The organism is Streptomyces sp. NPDC006012 (genome assembly GCF_042871185.1).
GTDB lineage: Bacteria > Actinomycetota > Actinomycetes > Streptomycetales > Streptomycetaceae > Streptomyces.
The window spans coordinates 516,648-534,974 of the sequence record NZ_JBIAIE010000003.1 but is presented as its reverse complement, the minus strand read 5'-3'; the positions used below and the strand labels follow the sequence as shown (position 1 = coordinate 534,974).

Annotated in this window: 16 protein-coding genes and 1 pseudogene; 6 read left to right on the top strand and 11 right to left on the bottom strand. The window is 70.7% G+C overall.

Annotated elements, in window-relative coordinates:
• Positions 1-14: 14 nt before the first annotated feature.
• Both ACFYPJ_RS09325 and ACFYPJ_RS09320 read left to right on the top strand, forming a co-directional pair.
• Entirely contained in the window at positions 15-515 is a 501-nt protein-coding gene (locus tag ACFYPJ_RS09325) for a sigma factor-like helix-turn-helix DNA-binding protein (protein WP_389012853.1), read from the top strand.
• Positions 516-564: 49 nt separating this feature from the next.
• Positions 565-813, top strand: coding sequence for a hypothetical protein (locus ACFYPJ_RS09320; RefSeq protein WP_389012850.1), 249 nt, complete (start codon positions 565-567; stop codon positions 811-813).
• A gap of 229 nt (positions 814-1,042) precedes the next feature.
• On the opposite strand, the gene ACFYPJ_RS09315 is transcribed toward ACFYPJ_RS09320, so the two are convergent.
• Positions 1,043-2,197 (bottom strand): cystathionine gamma-synthase, encoded by a 1,155-nt coding sequence (locus ACFYPJ_RS09315; protein WP_389012847.1) that lies wholly within the window; start codon positions 2,195-2,197, stop codon positions 1,043-1,045.
• 310 nt (positions 2,198-2,507) lie between these two features.
• Between ACFYPJ_RS09315 and ACFYPJ_RS09310 the strand changes: the two genes are divergently transcribed.
• Positions 2,508-3,626: a hypothetical protein gene (locus tag ACFYPJ_RS09310; RefSeq protein WP_389012844.1), complete on the top strand. Its 1,119-nt coding sequence runs from the start codon at positions 2,508-2,510 to the stop codon at positions 3,624-3,626.
• A gap of 120 nt (positions 3,627-3,746) precedes the next feature.
• Complete coding sequence (locus ACFYPJ_RS09305) at positions 3,747-4,202, top strand: GNAT family N-acetyltransferase (RefSeq protein ID WP_389012841.1); 456 nt, start codon at positions 3,747-3,749, stop codon at positions 4,200-4,202.
• Between the two features lie 43 nt (positions 4,203-4,245).
• Here ACFYPJ_RS09305 and ACFYPJ_RS09300 read toward each other — a convergent pair whose 3' ends face one another.
• The 4 genes from ACFYPJ_RS09300 to ACFYPJ_RS09285 form a co-directional block, all read right to left on the bottom strand.
• A complete protein-coding gene (locus ACFYPJ_RS09300; protein WP_389012838.1) occupies positions 4,246-4,845 on the bottom strand; it encodes a hypothetical protein in 600 nt (199 codons plus the stop codon).
• A gap of 139 nt (positions 4,846-4,984) precedes the next feature.
• Positions 4,985-5,809, bottom strand: coding sequence for a helix-turn-helix transcriptional regulator (locus tag ACFYPJ_RS09295; protein ID WP_389012836.1), 825 nt, complete (start codon positions 5,807-5,809; stop codon positions 4,985-4,987).
• Positions 5,810-6,174: 365 nt separating this feature from the next.
• A complete protein-coding gene (locus ACFYPJ_RS09290) occupies positions 6,175-6,558 on the bottom strand; it encodes a VOC family protein (protein ID WP_389012833.1) in 384 nt (127 codons plus the stop codon).
• 136 nt (positions 6,559-6,694) lie between these two features.
• On the bottom strand, positions 6,695-7,741 hold the full coding sequence (locus ACFYPJ_RS09285) for an NAD(P)-dependent alcohol dehydrogenase (protein WP_389012830.1): 1,047 nt from the start codon (positions 7,739-7,741) through the stop codon (positions 6,695-6,697).
• Between the two features lie 157 nt (positions 7,742-7,898).
• On the opposite strand from ACFYPJ_RS09285, the pseudogene ACFYPJ_RS09280 reads away from it, so the two are divergent.
• A pseudogene (locus ACFYPJ_RS09280) lies at positions 7,899-8,168 on the top strand (hypothetical protein); the annotation flags it as partial.
• 196 nt (positions 8,169-8,364) lie between these two features.
• On the opposite strand, the gene ACFYPJ_RS09275 reads toward ACFYPJ_RS09280, so the two are convergent.
• The 5 genes from ACFYPJ_RS09275 to ACFYPJ_RS09255 all read right to left on the bottom strand — a co-directional run bounded on the left by ACFYPJ_RS09275 (position 8,365) and on the right by ACFYPJ_RS09255 (position 16,115).
• Entirely contained in the window at positions 8,365-11,610 is a 3,246-nt protein-coding gene (locus ACFYPJ_RS09275) for a S8 family serine peptidase (protein ID WP_389012998.1), read from the bottom strand.
• 309 nt (positions 11,611-11,919) lie between these two features.
• Positions 11,920-12,603, bottom strand: coding sequence for an ABC transporter ATP-binding protein (locus ACFYPJ_RS09270; RefSeq protein ID WP_389012827.1), 684 nt, complete (start codon positions 12,601-12,603; stop codon positions 11,920-11,922).
• 65 nt (positions 12,604-12,668) lie between these two features.
• Positions 12,669-14,132, bottom strand: a complete 1,464-nt coding sequence (locus tag ACFYPJ_RS09265) for an ABC transporter permease (RefSeq protein WP_389012824.1) — start codon at positions 14,130-14,132, stop codon at positions 12,669-12,671.
• 171 nt (positions 14,133-14,303) lie between these two features.
• Complete coding sequence (locus ACFYPJ_RS09260) at positions 14,304-15,548, bottom strand: Ig-like domain-containing protein (protein ID WP_389012821.1); 1,245 nt, start codon at positions 15,546-15,548, stop codon at positions 14,304-14,306.
• A 222-nt stretch (positions 15,549-15,770) separates the two neighbouring features.
• Complete coding sequence (locus ACFYPJ_RS09255; RefSeq protein WP_389012818.1) at positions 15,771-16,115, bottom strand: hypothetical protein; 345 nt, start codon at positions 16,113-16,115, stop codon at positions 15,771-15,773.
• Between the two features lie 109 nt (positions 16,116-16,224).
• Between ACFYPJ_RS09255 and ACFYPJ_RS09250 the strand changes: the two genes are divergently transcribed.
• Positions 16,225-16,566, top strand: a complete 342-nt coding sequence (locus ACFYPJ_RS09250) for an LAETG motif-containing sortase-dependent surface protein (protein ID WP_389012815.1) — start codon at positions 16,225-16,227, stop codon at positions 16,564-16,566.
• Between the two features lie 84 nt (positions 16,567-16,650).
• Here ACFYPJ_RS09250 and hutH read toward each other — a convergent pair whose 3' ends face one another.
• Positions 16,651-18,228, bottom strand: coding sequence for a histidine ammonia-lyase (gene hutH / locus ACFYPJ_RS09245; protein ID WP_389012995.1), 1,578 nt, complete (start codon positions 18,226-18,228; stop codon positions 16,651-16,653).
• Between the last annotated feature and the right edge of the window lie 99 nt (positions 18,229-18,327).

Below are 18,327 nucleotides of genomic sequence, written 5' to 3'. Positions count from 1 at the left end.
ACTGGGGAGGCACGGTGCGCGAACGGCAGGCGCCGCAGGGCGCCCGCCGGGCCCGGGAGTTCGAGGCGTTCGTCGCGGGCGCGGCAGGGCGGCTGCTGCATGCCGCGACCCTGCTCACCGCCGAGGCCCCCGGTGACAACCCGCGCGCGCGGCGGCTGCTGACGCTGGCGCTCGCGCACACGTACGCGTGCTGGGACCGGCTGCACGGCGAGGACCCCTACGACCGGGCCCGCCAGTACCTCGCCCTGCGCTTCGCGCGCACAGCCTGGCACCAGTACGCCGGCCTGGGGCGTGGCCGCACGCATCCCGCGGGCCCGACGGCCGTGCTCGCCCCCCAGGAGCGTCTGATCCTCGTCCTCAGGCTGTACGAGGGCGTCGCCGAGGAGCAGGCGGCGGCCCTGCTCGGGCTTCCGGTTGAGCGGGTCCACGCGATCTGCGAGCGGGCGACGGCCACGCTGCTGCACCCGCCGCGCGAGGCCGCGGCGGGTGCCGTGGCGGAGCCGGCACCGTCATGAGGCGGGGGTACGGCGCGGTGGTGGGAGCCACGAGCGGGGGGAGAGACGGGTGAACCGGCCGGAGCGGGAGGCCGCCGCGCGACGGATCATGGAGCGGGTGCCGCCCCCGGTGCCGCCGGACCTGTACACGCAGGCCGTACGGCGCGGGAACCGCCTGCTGCGGCGCAGGACCGCCGCCCGGCGCCTGCTGTGGCTGGTCCTGTGCGCCGCGGCCGTGGCGTTCGCGGTCTGGGCGGTGACGGCACGTCCCTGGGTGGAGCCGCCGTCCCAGACGACTCCACCGCTGACCGGCTGGTGAGCGGGGCCGAGCGAGCGCTTCGCCGGGTGTGCCGCGGCAGTTGGGGGTGCGGCGCTGGGCGCCGGCCTTCCCGCCGTCGGTCTCCCCCGGAGTTCCCGGCTCCGCCAGAACCGGGCCCCACCGCGGGCGAAGCCGCACATCGATACGGCCCGCGCCCCTAGAGGCGCCGTCACGGAGCGCGCCGCTTCAGAGGCGCCGCCGAACCCGCGGCGGACCCCGCCCGGTCCGCTCAGCCCAGCGCCTGCTTCAGGTCCTCCAGGAGGTCGTCGACGTTCTCGATGCCCACGGAGAGCCGGACCAGGTCGCCCGGGACCTCCAGGGCCGAGCCGACCACCGAGGCGTGCGTCATCCGGCCGGGGTGCTCGATCAGTGATTCGACCCCGCCCAGCGACTCGCCGAGGGTGAACACCTTGGTGCGGTTGCAGACCTCGACGGCCGCCTCCTCGCCGCCCTCGACCAGGAAGGAGACCATGCCGCCGAACGCCTTCATCTGCTTCGCGGCGACCTCGTGACCGGGGTGGTCCGGCAGGCCCGGGTACAGAACGCGCGTCACGCGCGCGTGCCGGCCCAGCATGTCGGCGATCTTGGTGGCGTTCTCGGTGTGCCGGTCCATGCGCACGGCGAGCGTCTTGGTGCCGCGCAGCACCAGCCAGGAGTCGAAGGGTCCGGCGACCGCGCCCATGGCGTTCTGGTGGAAGGCCAGTTCCTCGCCCAGCGCCTGATCAGCCACGATCAGCGCGCCGCCGACGACATCGGAGTGCCCGCCCATGTACTTGGTGAGCGAGTGCACGACCACGTCGGCGCCGAGCCCCAGCGGCTGCTGGAGGTAGGGGGTGGCGAAGGTGTTGTCGACGACGAGCCGCGCACCCGCGTCGTGCGCGACCTGGGCGACGGCGGCGATGTCGGTGATGCCGAGCAGCGGGTTGGAGGGGGTCTCCACCCATACGGCCTTGGTCCTCGGGGTGAGGGCGGCCCGTACCGCTGCCGGGTCACTGGTGTCGGCGACGGACCATTCCACCCCCCACCGGGTGACGACCTTGGCGAAGAGACGGAACGTACCGCCGTACGCGTCGTTCGGGATGACCACGTGGTCGCCGGGGCTGAGCAGCGTACGCAGCAGGGCGTCCTCGGCGGCCAGGCCGGACGCGAAGGCGAGACCGCGGCTACCGCCCTCCAGCGCGGCGAGGTTCTCCTCCAGCGCGGTCCTGGTGGGGTTGGCGCTGCGGCTGTACTCGTAGCCCTCGCGCAGGCCGCCCACGCCGTCCTGTTTGTACGTCGAGACCTGGTAGATCGGCGGTACGACCGCGCCGGTGCGGGGATCGGCGGTGTTGCCCGCGTGGATCGCGCGTGTCTCGAAATGCTGACTGATGTGCCTGTCGCTCATGGGCCCCGAGCGTAGTGCGCCGAGGGGTCCGCCGCCGGATCATGGCTCCGCCGGTTCTGCGGGAAGGACTCGCCCGGTCCTGGTGGAAAGGTTCTCCCGTTCCTGAAGGAAGGGTTCTCCCGGGTCGGCGGTGGGCCGTCGGGCGGTTCGCAGAGGAGCCGTCCTACGGTCGGCCAGGCCCCCGCCTGCGGTTCGCGGGGTGCCCCGTCGTGCGAGGCCCGCGGTGGTCTCGGGGCCGGGTCGCGGGAGGTTTTCCACAGGGGACCGGACGGGTTCGCCATTTGTCGGCGGCGTCTGGTTCGCTTGAGGCATGTCGATTCTCTGGGTCCTGTTGGCGCTGCTCCTGCTGAGCTTCGTGGCGATTCCGTTCCTGCGGCGCAGGCGTGCCGGGATCGAGCGCGTCTCCCCGGACCACCCGGACGCGGCCGACCCGGCGGCGTACGGCTTCGTGCGCCAGGAGGACCTGGACATCCGGATGCCCGGCCCCGACCAGGACCTCCTGGACGTCCTGGACCTGGTGCAGCGCACCCAGGACTACCGGTCGGCGGCGCAGTTGCTGGCCGGCACCGAGGCGGCGGGCGAGCTGCGCTGGCAGCGCGTCCAGGCATTCGCGGGCGCCGCGGCCCTGGAGTTGCAGCAGCGGCCGGGCGGGGTGCACGAGACACCGGGCGGCCAGTGGCTACGGGTGTGGCGGGCCGAGCAGCCCAAGGACGCGGGCGGCGCCGCGGTGCACGCGGAGTTCCTGGTGCAGCAGGCGTGGCGCACGTCCACACCGGGGACGGACGAATTCCGGATCATCATGGAGGAGGCCAGAAACGCCTGCGGGCAGGCGGCGCTGCTGGCTCCCGGCGACCCGGTCCCGTACATCGTCGAGCTGTCGGTGGCCCGCGGACTGGCTTATCCGCGCGAGGATTTCGAGCAGCTCTGGCTGAAGATCCTGGACCGCGCCCCGGCCCACATGGGCGCCCACCTCGCGGCGCTGCACTACTGGTGCGAGAAGTGGCACGGCTCGCGCGAGCTGGCGTACTCGTTCGCCGAGGCCGCCGCGGCCCGCGCCCCGCAGGGCTCCCTGCTGGCCGCCATGCCCCTGTTCGCGGTCTTCGAGCACCTGCCCGAGGTGAACCTGGTCAGCAGCTTCTACCAGAGCGAGGTCGTCACGAAGGCGATGCACGGCGCGCTGTACGCGGTGCACGCGGCCCGCTCCGACGACCCGATGCCGGCCCACGTCCGCCATCTGCTGGTCTTCTTCCTGGTCCGCGCCGAGCGCTGGGCGGAGGCGATGAGCCAGCTGGTGCATGTGGACGGCCATGTCGGCGCGCTCCCCTGGACGCTGTCCGCCGAGCCGGCCGCGGAGTTCGCCGTCTACCGCGCCCTGGCGGTCGCGGGCTTCGAGGCGAACGGCGGCAGCCCGGCATCACTGCTCAACTGACGTCTCCGGACGGGGAGTTGCCGGTCGGTCGGCAGCGGTGCCGGGGGCTCCGCCGTCTGCCGGGGTGATCCGCCCGGGTCCGTGCCGGGCACGGACCCGGGCGACGGATAGGCTCGCCGCATGGACCTCCGGACAGGTATGGACATCCGTGTGGACATCGCCCGGGAAGCGAGTCAGGAACTCGTCGACGCGTTCGGCCGGTTGCTGCCCCAGTTGTCCTCGACGGCCGAGCCCCTCGACCACGAGGCGATCCACCGCATGGTGACGTCGGACGCGAACACGGTGCTCCTCGCGCGGACGCCCGACGCGATCGTCGGCACGCTGACCCTGGTGCTGCTGCCCCTGCCGGCGGGGCTGCGGGGCCGTATCGAGGACGTCGTCGTCGACGAGGGCGCGCGCGGCCGGGGCATCGCGGGCCTGCTCCTGCGGGAGGCGGTGCGCATCGCCACGGAGGCGGGTGCCCGGACGGTCGATCTCACCTCCCGGCCGGACCGCGCGGCGGCGAACCGCCTCTACGAACGCCTCGGCTTCCAGCCCCGGAACTCGACGGTCTACCGCTTCCCGATCGACGGGTAGGAGGTCGCCGGCCGCCGCAGGGCCTGCGGCGGCCCGGTCGGGGTCAGCGCGACTGGAGCGCGTCCAGCGCCACCGCCTGCGCGAGCACCAGCCGCCGGTCGTACCGTTCGTCGTCCATCCGCACGACGTAGTGGTCGCGGATGCGGGTCTTCTTCTCGAAGGAGCCCACCTTGTGGCCGTCCGCGTCGATGAAGTCGAAGTGGTACTTCCAGATGAACGGCAGGTCGCCGATGTACGGCAGCATCCCCCATACCCGCCGGAAGATGGCGAGCGCGGCGCTGCGTTCCTGGACGGTGACGGTGGGGAGCCCCGGCTGGTCGAGCTGCCAGGTGGAGCGCAGCAGCGACTTGCCGAACTTCTTGCCGAACACGCCGATGGGCCCGGCGTCGCCGGTGACGTCGTAGGCGCTGGCGAGGTCGACGACCTTGCGGGCCTTGAAGGCGGCGACGACGGACTGCTTCGACTCGTCGGTGTAGAGGGTGACTTCTTCCTTGAGCTTCATCCGCTTCTGCTCGATGAAGGCGACCTGCGTGCCGGGTGCGCCGGCGCCGTCGTCGGCGAACACCTCGTAGCGGTTGATCATCATGGTCACCCGCTGGTGGATGTGGAACTGTCTCTGGGTCTGTATTGCGACGGCGTTCATGGTCCCCTCCCTGGGATAGAGCTGCGTCAGCGTAGCGGGCGGCGCCCGCCGCGTCACTTCGGCGCCTTCGCGTGCGCCGGCGGCTCCGTGGACGGACCCGGCCGGTGCCCTTCGACGGCCGCCCGACGCACAAGCTGCGTCATCCGTGCGGGGCGGCCGTCGGCGGGAGTTCGGGGCTGCCGGATTGGACGTAGACCACCAGCGTGTGGTCCGGCTGCTCGGCCAGGTGGAAGGCGGTGTAGGCGTACTCGACCGCGCCGCGTCCCGGCAGCCGCAGCCGTTTGCGGCCGCCGTGCCGGGGCTGGACCTCGTACTGCGGCCACCAGGCGCGGGCCTGCGGGCTGCCTTCGTGGAGTTCGTCGACCAGCCGGGCGAAGCGCGGGTCTGCGGGACGGCGGCCGGCCAGGGTGCGCAGGCGGGCGAGGAGGCCGCGGGCCTCGGGCTCCCAGTCGACCACGACCTCCCGGGCCGCCGGTTCCAGGAAGACCCAGCGGACGAAGTTCGCGGGGCGGCCGGCCGCCCCGGTGAGGTGCGGGAACACCAGCTCGGCGGCCCGGTTGTGGCTGAGCACGTCGTACACGCCGTCGATGAGGTACGCCGGGTGCGGGTCGATCAGCCGCGGTACGGCCGCCACCTCGGCGGGCAGCGGGGCGGGCGACTCTTCCTCGGCGGGCGGCGCGTGCCCGGCGAGCCTGCGCAGATGAGCGCGCTCGTGCCGGTCGAGCCGCAGCGCGTCGGCCAGGGCGTCGAGCACCTGCTCGGAGGCCCGGATGGGCCGGCCCTGTTCCAGGTACGTGTACCAGGTCGCGCTGATCCCGGCGAGCAGGGCGAGTTCCTCCCGGCGCAGGCCCGGGGTGCGGCGGCGGCCGGTCGGCGGCAGGCCGACCTGGCCGGGGGTGATGCGTTCGCGGCGGCTGCGCAGGAAGACGGCGAGTTCGCGGCGTTGCTCCGTCGGGTTCGGCATGACGTGTGTGGCAGACGATGTCGACGTGAACGAGATCGTCGTCCGGCCCACCGCGCAGAACTGAACACTCCGCTGGACGGGCCGGGGTACGGGACAGGAGACACGGTCCGTTCCTGCGGGCCGGTCCCGACTCGGACCACCCCCGCCCCGCTGAAGGCCACCGGGAACTTTGCTGCCCCGGCCGCCGCCCCCGCCGTCACCCCAGCCGCTCCGCCAGGAAGTCCTCTTCGCGCGTCCCTTCCTGATTCTCTTCGCGCGTCCCTTCCTGTTTCTCTTCGCGCGTCTCTCCGCGCCTGCTTTTCGCGCTTCTCTCCGTGTCGCTCTGCGCCTACCTGCGACGGTCTACGTTTCCGCTTCCGCCCGGTTCAGCTGCCGCTGCCGTACGGCCGGGTGAGGATCTCCAGGTTGTGGCCGTTGGGATCCTCGAAGTAGGTTCCGCGGCCACCGTCGTTGGTGTTGATCTCGCCGGGGCGGTTGTGCGCCGGGTCCGCCCAGTAGGTGAGTCCGGCGTCCTTGATGCGGGCGAATATCACGTCGAAGTCCTCCTCGGAGACGAGGAAGGCGTAGTGCTGGCTGGTGATGGCGTCGGCCGTCTCCATGTAGTCCAGCGTCACGCCGTTGGGAATCTCGACCGGCGTGAACGGACCGAATTGCGGGCTCACTTGGAGCCCCAGGATGTCAGCGAGGAACTTGGCCGATGCCTGCTTGTCCCGCGCGGAGACGATGGTGTGGTTCAGGTTCACGGTCATCGTTGAGACCTCCTTGTCATCCAACATACTCCGACGGCAACTAAGGCAAGGCTTACTTTATTGAGTGAACGGAGCGCTGGTCGTGCGTATGTTGAGATCGAAGGCCGTCCTGGCCGTGTGAACAGATGGTGATCGATCAGATCGTGGAAGCGTCGATCACGAAGCGGTAGCGGACATCGCTCGCGACGACCCGGTCCCATGCCTCGTTGACCTGCTCGGCGCGGATCAGTTCGATCTCGGCGCCGACCGCGTGCTCGGCGCAGAAGTCGAGCATCTCCTGCGTCTCGGCGATACCGCCGATCAGCGAACCGACCAGCTTCTTGTTGCCCATGATCAGCGAGAAGAGGTTGACGGAGACGGGGTACTCGGGTGCGCCCACGTTCATGAGCGCTCCGCCGGTCTTCAGCAGCGGCAGGTAGTCGTCGAAGTCCAGCGCCACCGAGACCGTCGAAAGGATCACGTCGAAACTGCCCGCCAGCCGCTCGAAGGTGCTCGGCTCGCTGGTGGCGTAGTAGTGGTCGGCGCCCAGCTTGAGGCCGTCGTCCTTCTTGCGCAGGGACTGCGACAGGACGGTCACCTCGGCGCCCATGGCGTGGGCGACCCTGACGGCCAGGTGGCCGAGGCCGCCCATGCCGAGCACCGCGACCTTCTTGCCGGGGCCGACGCCCGCACTGCGCAGCGGGGAGTAGGTGGTGATGCCTGCGCACAACAGCGGGGCGGCCACGTCCAGCGACAGTCCGTCGGGGATGCGCAGGACGTAGTGCTCGTCGACGACGATCTTCCGCGAGTAGCCGCCGTAGGTGGGCTCGCCGTCCCGGCCGTGCGCGTTGTACGTGCCGACCATGCCGAGCGACCCGGTGCAGTGCTGCTCCTGGCCCGCCCTGCAGTTGTCGCACGTGCGGCAGGAGTCGACCATGCAGCCGACGCCGACGCGGTCGCCGACCGCGAACTTCGTCACGCCCGGGCCCGCCTCGGCGACCACGCCGGTGATCTCGTGGCCGGGGACCAGCGGGAAGAGGGCCGTGCCCCACTCCTCGCGGCCCGTGTGGATGTCCGAGTGGCAGATGCCCGCGTACTTGATGTCGATCAGCACGTCGTACTCGCCGACCTCGCGGCGCTCGATCAGGGTTTGTTCGAGGGGGGCCTTCGGTGCGGGTACGGCGTATGCGGCAACAGTGGTCATGCCGACTATCTCCTTGCGGGGGGAGTGCCCGGCTGCTTTCCGGCCGGGGACGCGTTCCAGCGTGCTGCGGGCCGGGCATTCCACCCAGACCACCGTTTCGCCTACGTCCGCTGTTCCTACTACTGACCGGGTCAGCCTCCGGGGCATGCCACCGCGGAACCGGATGGCGGCGGCGGTCTTCGGGGACTGGGCGGAACTGCCGCCCGGCGAGCGCAACTGGGCCCGGCTGGTGTTCCTGCGGCCCGACTACCGCAGCCTGTTCGTCGACTGGGAGCAGAAGGCGATCGACATCGTGTGCACCTTCCGCCCAGATCAGGTGGAGCGGTACCACGGAGCGGAGCCGGACTCCGCGTCGGCGGAGGCCCTGCGGCTGCCGGCCGGCTGGGGCACGGACGCGACCCGGGTGACGTCGTCCTCCTCGCCATAAGGATCGACGCAATGACGCAATGACGCAGTGGCGCTGTGACGGCGTGACGGCGTGACGCCGTGAACGCGGAGAGGGGCGTGGCGGAACGGATCCGCCACGCCCCTCAGGCGTACTGAGTACCTGCCGGCAGTGTTCGGCCAGCAGTTGGTACCTGCCGGCAGCGCTCAGCCGCTTGGTACCTGCCGGCAGCGCTCGGCTACTTGCCGAAGTACGCGTTGTAGATCGACAGCGCCGACTTGTTGCCCTTCTTGTCGGCGATGGCGGCGCGGAAGGAGATCGCCTTCCCCCTCGCCGGGTTCTTCACGGTGATCTTGCCCTGCCGGACGTTCGTCTTCTTCCAGGTCCGGCCGGAGTCGTACGACACGTACACCGTCAGCGACTTGAGGTTGCTGCCCGCGGCGGCGCCCTCGACGGTGACCGGGAAGGTGACCGTCCGGCCCGCCGGGACCCGGCTGTCCAGACCGGTCCTGGCCTTGAAGCGGAGGGTGGAGACCGGGAGCTTGGCCGCCTCGTTGCCGGCCGGCTTCTTCGAACGGAAGGTCCAGCTCGCCGTGATCCGGGTGGAGGCGTTCGCCACCTTGGCGCTGCGCTGCACCGAGGTGGTCAGCTTGTACGCGGCCTCACCGGCAGGCACCTTGAACGCCTCCAGGCCGGACAGCGGGTCGTCGTTGGAGCCCACCTTGGTGCTGCCCCGGTACAGGGTCGTGTTCACCGAGGTGACCGCCGAGGAACCGGCGTTCCCGGATCCGTCCGAGAACAGCGGCACCAGCCCGTACATCTCGTTGCCGTCGCGGAACACGCCGTAGTCGGCGTTGAGGTGCGGCCCGAAGACCGCGGTGTTGACGGTCTTCGAGTAGGTCTGGCCGGCCTTGAACGCCTGCGGCTCGCCCAGCGTGACCACGGCGTCCTCGACCGGGAAGCCGTCCGGGTCGAGGCCGCCGATCTGACTGAAGCCCAGTTCCCACTTCGCGCCGCCCGCGGTGGACAGGTGCAGGGTGCGGGTGCCCGGAGTGCGCTGCAGGATGTTGAGGGAGAAGGCGTCGGTGGGGCCGGGCAGCCAGCCGAACGCGGTGACGACGCCCTTCTTGCCGCTCGCCGCCGCGCCCATGGCGATCTTCACCGTGGCCAGGTCGGCGGCCTTGTAGTGCTTGGTGTAACCGGTGGCGAGCTGCTTGACGGTGCCGCCGCCGGTGACGTCGTACTGCTCCGTGCCGCCCTTGCTCCAGTGCCCTTCCCAGCTCTGGTGGAGCGAGCCGTCGGTGATCTGCGGGCCCAGGCCGGCGGTGCGGAAGTTGTCGTACGAGTTCAGGATCCAGCCGTAGGAGTGGCCGCCGCCGGCCGCCGTGACGCCGAACGAGGTCACGAAGAGTTCCGGCTTGGCGGCGGCGGGTACGGTGACGTCCACCGGCTTGGCCCTGCGCGCGTCCAGGGTGACCGTCTGGTCCTTGGTGACGTTCAGCTTCGGCTGGGCGATCCAGTCGACGCCCTTGTCGACGTCGTCCGGGTCCACGTAGACCTCGGTGTTGAGGGCGTACGTGCCCTTGGGCACGTGCACCGTCACCGTGCCGGAGGCGTCGTACGGGCGGAACGACTTGTCCGCGCCCAGGCCGGCGAGCCCGTCCAGGAGCGCCTCGTAGTTCGGGGCCGGCTTGCCGTCCCGTCCGACGGCCTTCAGCGTGACGTCGTACGACTCCACCTCACGCTCCACCGTGGCGGCCGTGCGCACGTGCTGGTCGCCGCTGGTCGCCGTCACATAGGCGAAGTAGGCGCCGTCGACGGTGCCGCCCCGTTCGGTGTCGGCGGTGAGATCGACGGCGGCCCTGCCGCCCGCGGGGACGGTCACCTTGTCCGCGCCGAGGGTGAAGAAGCCCGCCGGGGCCGGCCGGCCCTTGGGGTCGGTGGCGGTGACGGACAGGTCGAGCGTGACGTCCTTGTCGCTGAGGTTGCGGTAGCTCACCTGCTTGGTGACCGGCTGGTCGTCGGTGTGCGGCCACTGCTGGGTGCCCATGCTCACCGACACCGGGTCGGCGATCACCGACTGCCCGATGGCCTTGTCGACCTGGATACGGCCCGAACCCTGCTCGAACGGCGTGTAATTACCGCCCTTCGTGGAGCCGGTCAGCGCGCCCTTCAGCTCGGCGTAGTTCCAGTCGGGGTGCTGCTGCTTGAGGAGCGCGGCGGCGCCCGCGACGTGCGGGGTGGCCATCGACGTACCGGAGATGGTCAGGTAGCCCGGCGGGTTCTGGCCGACCTCCTTGTCGATGACGCTGCCCGGGGCCGCGGCGGCGGTGATGTCGACGCCGGGCGCGGTGACGTCGGGCTTGATGGCGCCGTCGCCGATCCGCGGGCCGGTGGAGGAGAACTCGGCCAGGGCGTCCTTGTCGTCGACGGCGCCGACGGTGAGCGCGGCGTCCGCGCTGCCCGGCGAACCGATCGACTCGGGGCCGTCGTTGCCCGCGGCGATGGCGAACAGGATGCCCTTCTGCTCGGAGAGCTTGTTCACCTCGGCTTCGAGCGGGTCGATCCCGGGGCTGTCGTAGCCGCCGAGGCTCAGGTTGACGACGTCGGCGCCCTGCTGGGCCGCCCATTCCATGCCGGCCAGGATGCCGGAGTCGTCGCCGGAGCCGCTGTCGTCCAGCACCTTGCCGTTGAGGATCCGGGCGTCGGGGGCGACGCCCTTGTACGTGCCGCCGGACTTGGTGCCGGTCCCGGCCACGATGGACGCGACGTGCGTGCCGTGGCCGTAGTGGTCGGTGGCGTCAGCGGCCTGGGTGAAGTTGGCGGACGCGGTGACCTGGTTCTTCAGGTCCGGGTGGGTGGCGTCGACGCCGGTGTCCAGGACCGCGACCTTGACGCCCTTGCCGGTGTAGCCGGCCGCCCACGCGGTGGGGGCGCCGATCTGCGGCACGGACTTGTCGAGGCTGGCCTCGCGCACGCCGTCGAGCCAGACGTGGGAGATGCCGGCGGCGGACCGGTCGCCGTCGGTGACCGCGTTCCACAGCCGCGAGGCGGCCGCGAGCGGGGTCTGTACGGCGTCCGCGTTGAGGGCGGTGAGGCTCCGGCGCAGGGTGCCCGCGTCACGGACGTCGGTCTTGGCGGCGGTTGCCGTGCCGCGGTAGCCGACGATGACCTTCAGGCCCTTGCGCTGCGACTTGCGGGTGGCGGCCCGGTCGAGTTCGGTCACGTCGAACAGCCGCTGGTCCAGCGTGCCGGAGGCGACCAGGCGGGCCGCGTCGGCGGGCACGACGAGGGTGTGCCCGGCGGCCTTGCGGAACTCGAACGGTATGTGCTCGCGTCCCTTGGCCCGGTCCAGGCCGGTGACCCGGCCCTTGGCGTCGAGGGTGACCCGGTCGCCGGTGATCAGGGTGACGTGGTGCCCGGGTGTGAACGAGCCCGCGGCGGCCCGCTGCTGCCCTGGCTTCGCCGACGCCGGGGTGGTCATTCCCGCGGCGAGGGCGACGGCGGCGGCAGTGGCCACGGTGGCCACCGCCGCCCTGTTCAGGTGTCTGCGCAAGACTCCCCCTGGGAGATGGAGTATCGGGCGAATTCCCCGTTCACCCGTCCGGGGGCAATTCCGTACGCATGTGCGTCAGCCCCCGGCATACGGAGTATGGCGGGGGCTGATCAACGTGCTCAAGAGTTGAGAGAAGGGTGAGAAAACCGCGCGGAGACTGTTACGCGGCAGCCGGAACACCGTTACGTGATCGCATGGTTGACGGTCAGTCAGCGATGTTGTGCCACCGGATTGCGCTCAGGTGCCCGCGTTCTCCTTGACGGTGATCTGCCCTTTGCGGATGGTCGCGAGCCGCGGGGCCTTCTGCGCGATCGACGAGTCGTGGGTGACCATGACGAAGGTCAGCCCGTGCTCCTTCCACATGCGTTCGAGCACGTCCATGATCTCGTCGCGCATGCTCTCGTCGAGGTTGCCGGTGGGTTCGTCGGCGAGCAGTACCTTCGGCTGCTTGACGAGCGCCCGGGCGATGGCGACGCGCTGCTGCTGGCCGCCGGACAGCTCGGCGGGCAGATGGCCGAGCCGTTCACCGAGGCCGACCGACGTCAGCGCCTCGGCGGCCCGTTCCCGCCGGTCCTTCGGGCGCACGCCGAGCGGGACGAGGGCGGTCTCGACGTTCTCCTGGGCGGTCAGCGTCGGGATCAGGTTGAACGCCTGGAAGACGAAGCCGATGTTCTCGCTGCGCACCTTCGTCAGCCTGGCCTCGGACAGCCTGCCGAGGTCGACGCCGTCCAGGATCACCTCGCCGGAGGTGGGCCGGTCGAGGCCGCCGAGCATCTGCAGCAGCGTCGACTTGCCGCCGCCGGTGGGACCCTGGATGACCAGCCGGTCTCCGTCCCCGATGGTCAGGTCGACGCCCTGGAGGGCGTGCACGGTGTCCTTGCCGCGCGCGTAGCGCTTGGTGACGTCCTTGAGTTCGTACATGGGTGGGACAACTCCTGGAATGCGGATGGGGGTCGGGTGGTGGCGGGGCGCGGGCGGCGGTGCGCCTACTCGACCCGGCGCAGGGCGTCCGCGGGACGCAGCCGCGACGCCCGCCAGCCGCCGAACCCGCCCGCGATCAGTCCGCCGGCCACGGCGAGGCCGACCGCGACGAGGATGGTGGTGACGCTGACCGGCGCGGTGAGGGCGACCTCCAGGGATTTCGAGGCGGCCTGCCGGACCTGCCCGAAGCCACCGCCGCCACCCCCCGGGCCGCCGCCCGGGCCGCCGCCCGCGGTGCCGCCGAGCTGTGCCTTCAGGGTGGGGCTGATCGCGCTGACCGCCCAGGCACCCGCCACCCCGAGCACGATGCCGAGGACACCGCCGACCAGTCCGTTGACGACGGCCTCGCCGACCACCTGCCGGGTCACCCGGCTCGACGTCCAGCCCAGCGCCTTCAGCGTGCCGAACTCGCGCACCCGCCGCGACACGGCCGACGAGGTGAGCAGACCGGCCACCAGGAACGCGGCCACCAGCACCGCGATCGACAGCCACTTGCCGACGCTGGTGGCGAGGCCGGAGGCGGTCGACAGCGAACCGGAGACGGTCTTGGCCAAGTCGGCGGAGGTGGTGACCGTCGTACCCGGGACCTTCTTCTGGATGCCGCTCTTGACGGCGTCGATCTGCTGGGAGTCGGCCGCCTTCACATAGATGGTGGTGACCTTGTCCTTCTGGCCGGCCAGCGTCTGCGCCTGCTGCAGCGGGATGTACAGGTCGGCCGCCGGGTCACCGCTGTCGGCGGTGGCGATGCCGATCACCGTGAACTTGGTGCCCTTGACGGTGACGGTGCTGCCGGCCTTGTAGTTCTTCTCCTTGGCGTAGGCCGAGTCGGCCACGGCCACCTTGGCGTCGGTCTCGGTGGTCCTGAAGGTCCGGCCGCTGGTGATCTTCGAGGAGGTCAGCGGGCCGAGCCCGGTGCGGGTGACGTCGGTGCCGCAGACCGTGTACGAGTTGATGTCGAAGTCTGCTCCGCCGCCCTTGACCTCGCCCTGCATGCCACCGCCGCCCATGCCACCGGGCATGCCACCGCCACCGCCGCCGCCCTTCTGCTGGAACTGGCCGCGGGTGAACTGGCCGCTGACCTTCATCACGTTGAGGTTCAGCCCGCCCACGGCGTTGGAGACGCCGTGCTGGGCGGCGACCTTGGTGACGGTGGAGTCGGGCAGGGTGGTGAAGCCCTGCACCAGGACCCGGTCACTGCTCTGTGTCGCGTCGTCGTCGTTGTTCCGGGCGTCGAACCGGAAGCGCGGGCGCTGCGCGTCGCCGGTGCCGGGGTCCGTGGCCTTGGTGACCGTCATGTCGGTGCCGAGGCCGTAGAGCGACTGGAGGACCTTGTCCTGGGCCTTCCCCATGCCGTTGGACACGGAGTTGACCACGATGACGAGCGCGATGCCCAGCGCGAGCCCGGAGGCGACGACGAGGGCCGCCTTTCTGCGGCGGCGCAGTTCGCGCCTCAGGTAGGTGAAGAACATGCCCGCAAAGTAGGGACGGACCCTGATGGCAGCATAAGGCCGAAATAATAGAAGGATGAGAAGGCCGTCGTACGGCCCTCATTCCGCGTGGTTTTGCCGGAACATGACTGATGCCACCCCTCGGGGTGGCATCGGTCACGGGGTGGGCGGCGCGGCGGCCGGAGCCGGGCCTCAGGCGGCCGAGCCCGCCTTCCACTGCGCCCAGGACATGTTCCAGCCGTTGAGGCCGTTGTCCGGGGCGACCGTCTTGTCGCCGGTGTTCTGGACGACCACGACGTCACCGAGGATCGAGTGGGTGAAGAACCACGATCCGGGCGTGTTCGGGTCGTTGGCGCCCTTGGTGTCGGACAGGCCGACACAGCCGTGGCTGGTGTTCACCGAGCCGAAGATCGACTTCGCGCCCCAGTAGTTGCCGTGCACGAAGGTGCCCGAGTTGGTGAGCCGGATGGCGTGCGGCACGTCCTTGATGTCGTACTCGCCCTTGCCGTCGTCGTCGGTGAAGCCCACGGTCGCGCCGTTCATGCGCGTCTCCTTGTACTTCTCCGACATCACCATGATGCCTTCGTACGTCTTGTTGTCGGGCGAACCGGCGGAGATCGGGATGGTCCTGATGGTCTTGCCGTCCTGCGTGATCTTCATCTGCTTGGTCTGCGCGTCGACGTATGTGACCTGGTTGCGGCCGATGTGGAAGGTGACCGTCTTCTGCTGCACACCGAAGACGCCCTTGGCCCCCTCGACGCCGTCGAGGGCGAGCTTCAGGGTGACGGTGGAGTTCTCGGCCCAGTAGTTCTGCGGACGGCAGTCCATGCGGTTGGCGTTGAACCAGTGGCAGGCGACCTCCTGGCCGCTGCTGGTGGTGACCGCGATGCCCTTCTGGACGGCGGCCTGGTTGCTGATCGCCTTGTCGAAGTTGATCGACACGGGCATGCCGACGCCGACGGTGGAGCCGTTCTCCGGCGTGAAGCTTCCTATGAAGCTGTTGGACGGGGAGACCGTGCTGAAGGACGCGTTCTCGTGGGCGACCCGGCCCTCGGAGTCCTTGGCCTCGGCGGCGACCTTGTAGGTGGTGGAGCGCTCCAGTTGGGCGGTGGGCTGCCAGCTCGTCTTGTCGGCGGACAGCTCGCCCTTGACGTCCGCGCCGTCGGCCGTCGTCACCGTCACGCCGCTGAGCGTGCCCTTGGTGACCTTGACGATGCCGGAGTTGTTGATGGAGGCGTTGTCGGAGCCGTCCTTGGGCGTGATCGCGATCTGGGCCTCGGACGTCTTCTGGGCCGCGGCCTCGTCGACCTTGGCCTGTGAGCTGTCCTGGTTGCCGTCGGCGTTGGCGTTGCTGCCGGAGCATCCCGAGAGCAACAGCACACTGCCCAGCAGAGCGGACGCGGCCATCAGGCCCCTGCGCCGCGTACTGTCCGTCATCACACGCTTCTCCATCATTGCCGATTCCGCGAAAACCCCGAAAGCTCCACTGGGAGCTTTTAACGCTACGACCGCTTCGTCCCGTTCCACACCCTTCTGGCATGTGGGGCGCACCACGTTCGCCGAAGGCAGTGGTGGTGCGTGTACCGGTCCGCGCGCTCCTTGAGACGACAAAACCCCGGACGGCGGTTGCCGTCCGGGGCAACGAATTCCCCCGAACGCTCAGCCGATACGGTCCTCTTCGTCGTCCTCCTCACCATCATCCTCGTCGAGGTCCCACTCGGGCGAATCCGGGTCGTACTCAATCCGCTCGCTCGACCAGGACGCCTGCTGGAGTTCGACCCCCGGCACCTCATTGACCAGGTCGAACGGATCCACGAGATAGGCAAGGGCCTCCGCGGTGTCTTCCGTCACAGCGCTCTCGGCCTGCGCGCGCTCGTCGTCCGGCAGCTCCGGGTCCTCGACCACCCGGCGCACGGCGGCCTTGGTCACGGCGTCCGCGTCCGCGACTTCGAGGACCAGCTCCACCCGAAGGCGCACAAAACGTGATGTCTCTGGAGTGCTCATGACGGGAGCGTACGGCCGAAACCTCCCGTGACTTTCCCGTGACCCGCCATTTTCACTAACATCGCTCCGCACGGCCAATTCGCCAGCGCCACAAGGGGATCGATATTCCGTGTCATCCGCTCGCCGTTCGCTGCTGACCGCCACTGCCGCGGGCACCCTCCTGGGCGCCCTGTGGTTCGTCCCGTCCGCCACCGCCACGCCAGAGGTCCCGGCGAGCGCCGGCTCCGCGACGACGCAGGTCACCCAGCAGGCCAGAGCCGTGTCCGCGGCGGACACCCGGACCGCGGCCGGGACCGGGGAGCAGACCGGTGCGCAGACCGGGGACGGCGTCCGGCTGGCCGACACCGGAAGCTTCGACACCACCCCCTACGTGGCTGCCGGCGCCGCGCTCCTCGTCGTGGGCGCGGGCTTCGTGGGCTACTCGATACGGCGTGAACGGCTCGAATTCTGAAGTCCGCTCGACGCCTCACCGGCACCGGCGAGGCGGACGGCGGGCCGCCGGGGGCCCGGACGGCACCCGGCACCCGGCAGTCGACTACTGCAGCGGCCCGGTGACCGTCTCCACCGCGGCGACCAGCCCTCCGCTGCGCACGAACGCGTCCGCAGCCGCCAGGTCGGGCGCGAGGAACCGGTCCGGACCGGGCCCCTGCACCCCCGCCGCCCGCACCGCTTCGACCACCGCCTGCGAGGCGGGTGCCGGGGTCGCCCCCTCGCGCAGTTCTATGGCCCGGGTCGCGGCGTACAGCTCGACGGCGATGATCCGGCAGAGGTTGTCGACGGCGGTACGCAGCTTGCGCGCGGCCGACCAGCCCATGGACACGTGGTCCTCCTGCATGGCGGAGGACGGGATGGAGTCCGTGGAGGCCGGTACGGCGAGCCGCTTCATCTCACTGACCAGGGCCGCCTGGGTGTACTGGGCGATCATCAGCCCGGAGTCGACACCGGCGTCGTCCGCGAGGAACGGCGGCAGGCCGTGGCTGCGGTTCTTGTCGAGCAGCCGGTCGGTGCGGCGCTCGGCGATGGAACCGAGGTCGGCGGCGGCGATGGCGAGGAAGTCGAGGACGTAGCCGATCGGGGCGCCGTGGAAGTTGCCGTTCGACTCGACGCGCCCTTCGGGCAGCACGACGGGGTTGTCGACCGCCGCGGCCAGTTCCCGCTCGGCGACCAGCCGGGCGTGCGTGACGGTGTCCCGCCCGGCGCCCGCGACCTGCGGGGCGCAGCGCACGGAGTAGGCGTCCTGGACCCGGGGCGCCTCGTACGGGATGGAGCTGCCCCCGGTACGGGCGGCGCCGGCCCTTCGGGGCAGGCCGGTGAGCTGGGAGCCCTTGAGCACGGCGAGCATGTTGGCGGCGCTCGCGGCCTGGCCGGGGTGCGGGCGGATGGCGTGCAGTTCGGGCGCGAGCACCCGGTCCGAGCCGAGCAGGGCCTCCAGGGACAGGGCCGCGGTGACGTCGGCGGACTTGTAGAGGGTGTCGAGGTCGGCGAGGGCCATGATCAGCATGCCGAGCATGCCGTCGGTGCCGTTGAGGAGGGCGAGGCCCTCCTTCTCCCGCAGTTCGACCGGCCGAATGCCGTGCTCGGCGAGCAGTTCGCCCGCGGGCCGGACGGTGCCGTCGGGCCCTTCGGCGTCGCCCTCGCCCATCAAGGTCAGCGCGCAGTGCGACAGCGGGGCCAGGTCGCCGGAGCAGCCCAGGGAGCCGTACTCGTGGACGACCGGGGTGATCCGCGCGTTCAGCACGTCGGCCATGGTCTGGGCGACCTCGGGCCGTACGCCCGTGTGTCCCGAGCAGACGGTCCGCAGCCGCAGGAACATCAGGGCCCGTACGACCTCGCGCTCCACCCGCGGACCCATGCCCGCGGCGTGCGAGCGGACGATGTTGCGCTGTAGCTGGGCACGCAGTTCGGGGCCGATGTGCCGGGTCGCCAGGGCACCGAAGCCGGTGCTCACGCCGTAGACCGGATCGGGCTCGGCCGCCAGCGCGTCCACGATCTCGCGAGCCGCCGCGAGGGCCGCCACTGCCTCCGGCGACAACTCCACCCGGGCGTCACCGCGCGCCACGGCGAGAACGTCGGACGCGGTCACGCCGGACGTCCCCACCACCACAGTATGCATATCCATATTCAGGAGCGTACGCATTGAATGTCTTGGTGTCACTAGTGGAGGACAGGTTTGCCCCTTACCGCGAGGCGCCCCGCACGGCGCACCGTGGAG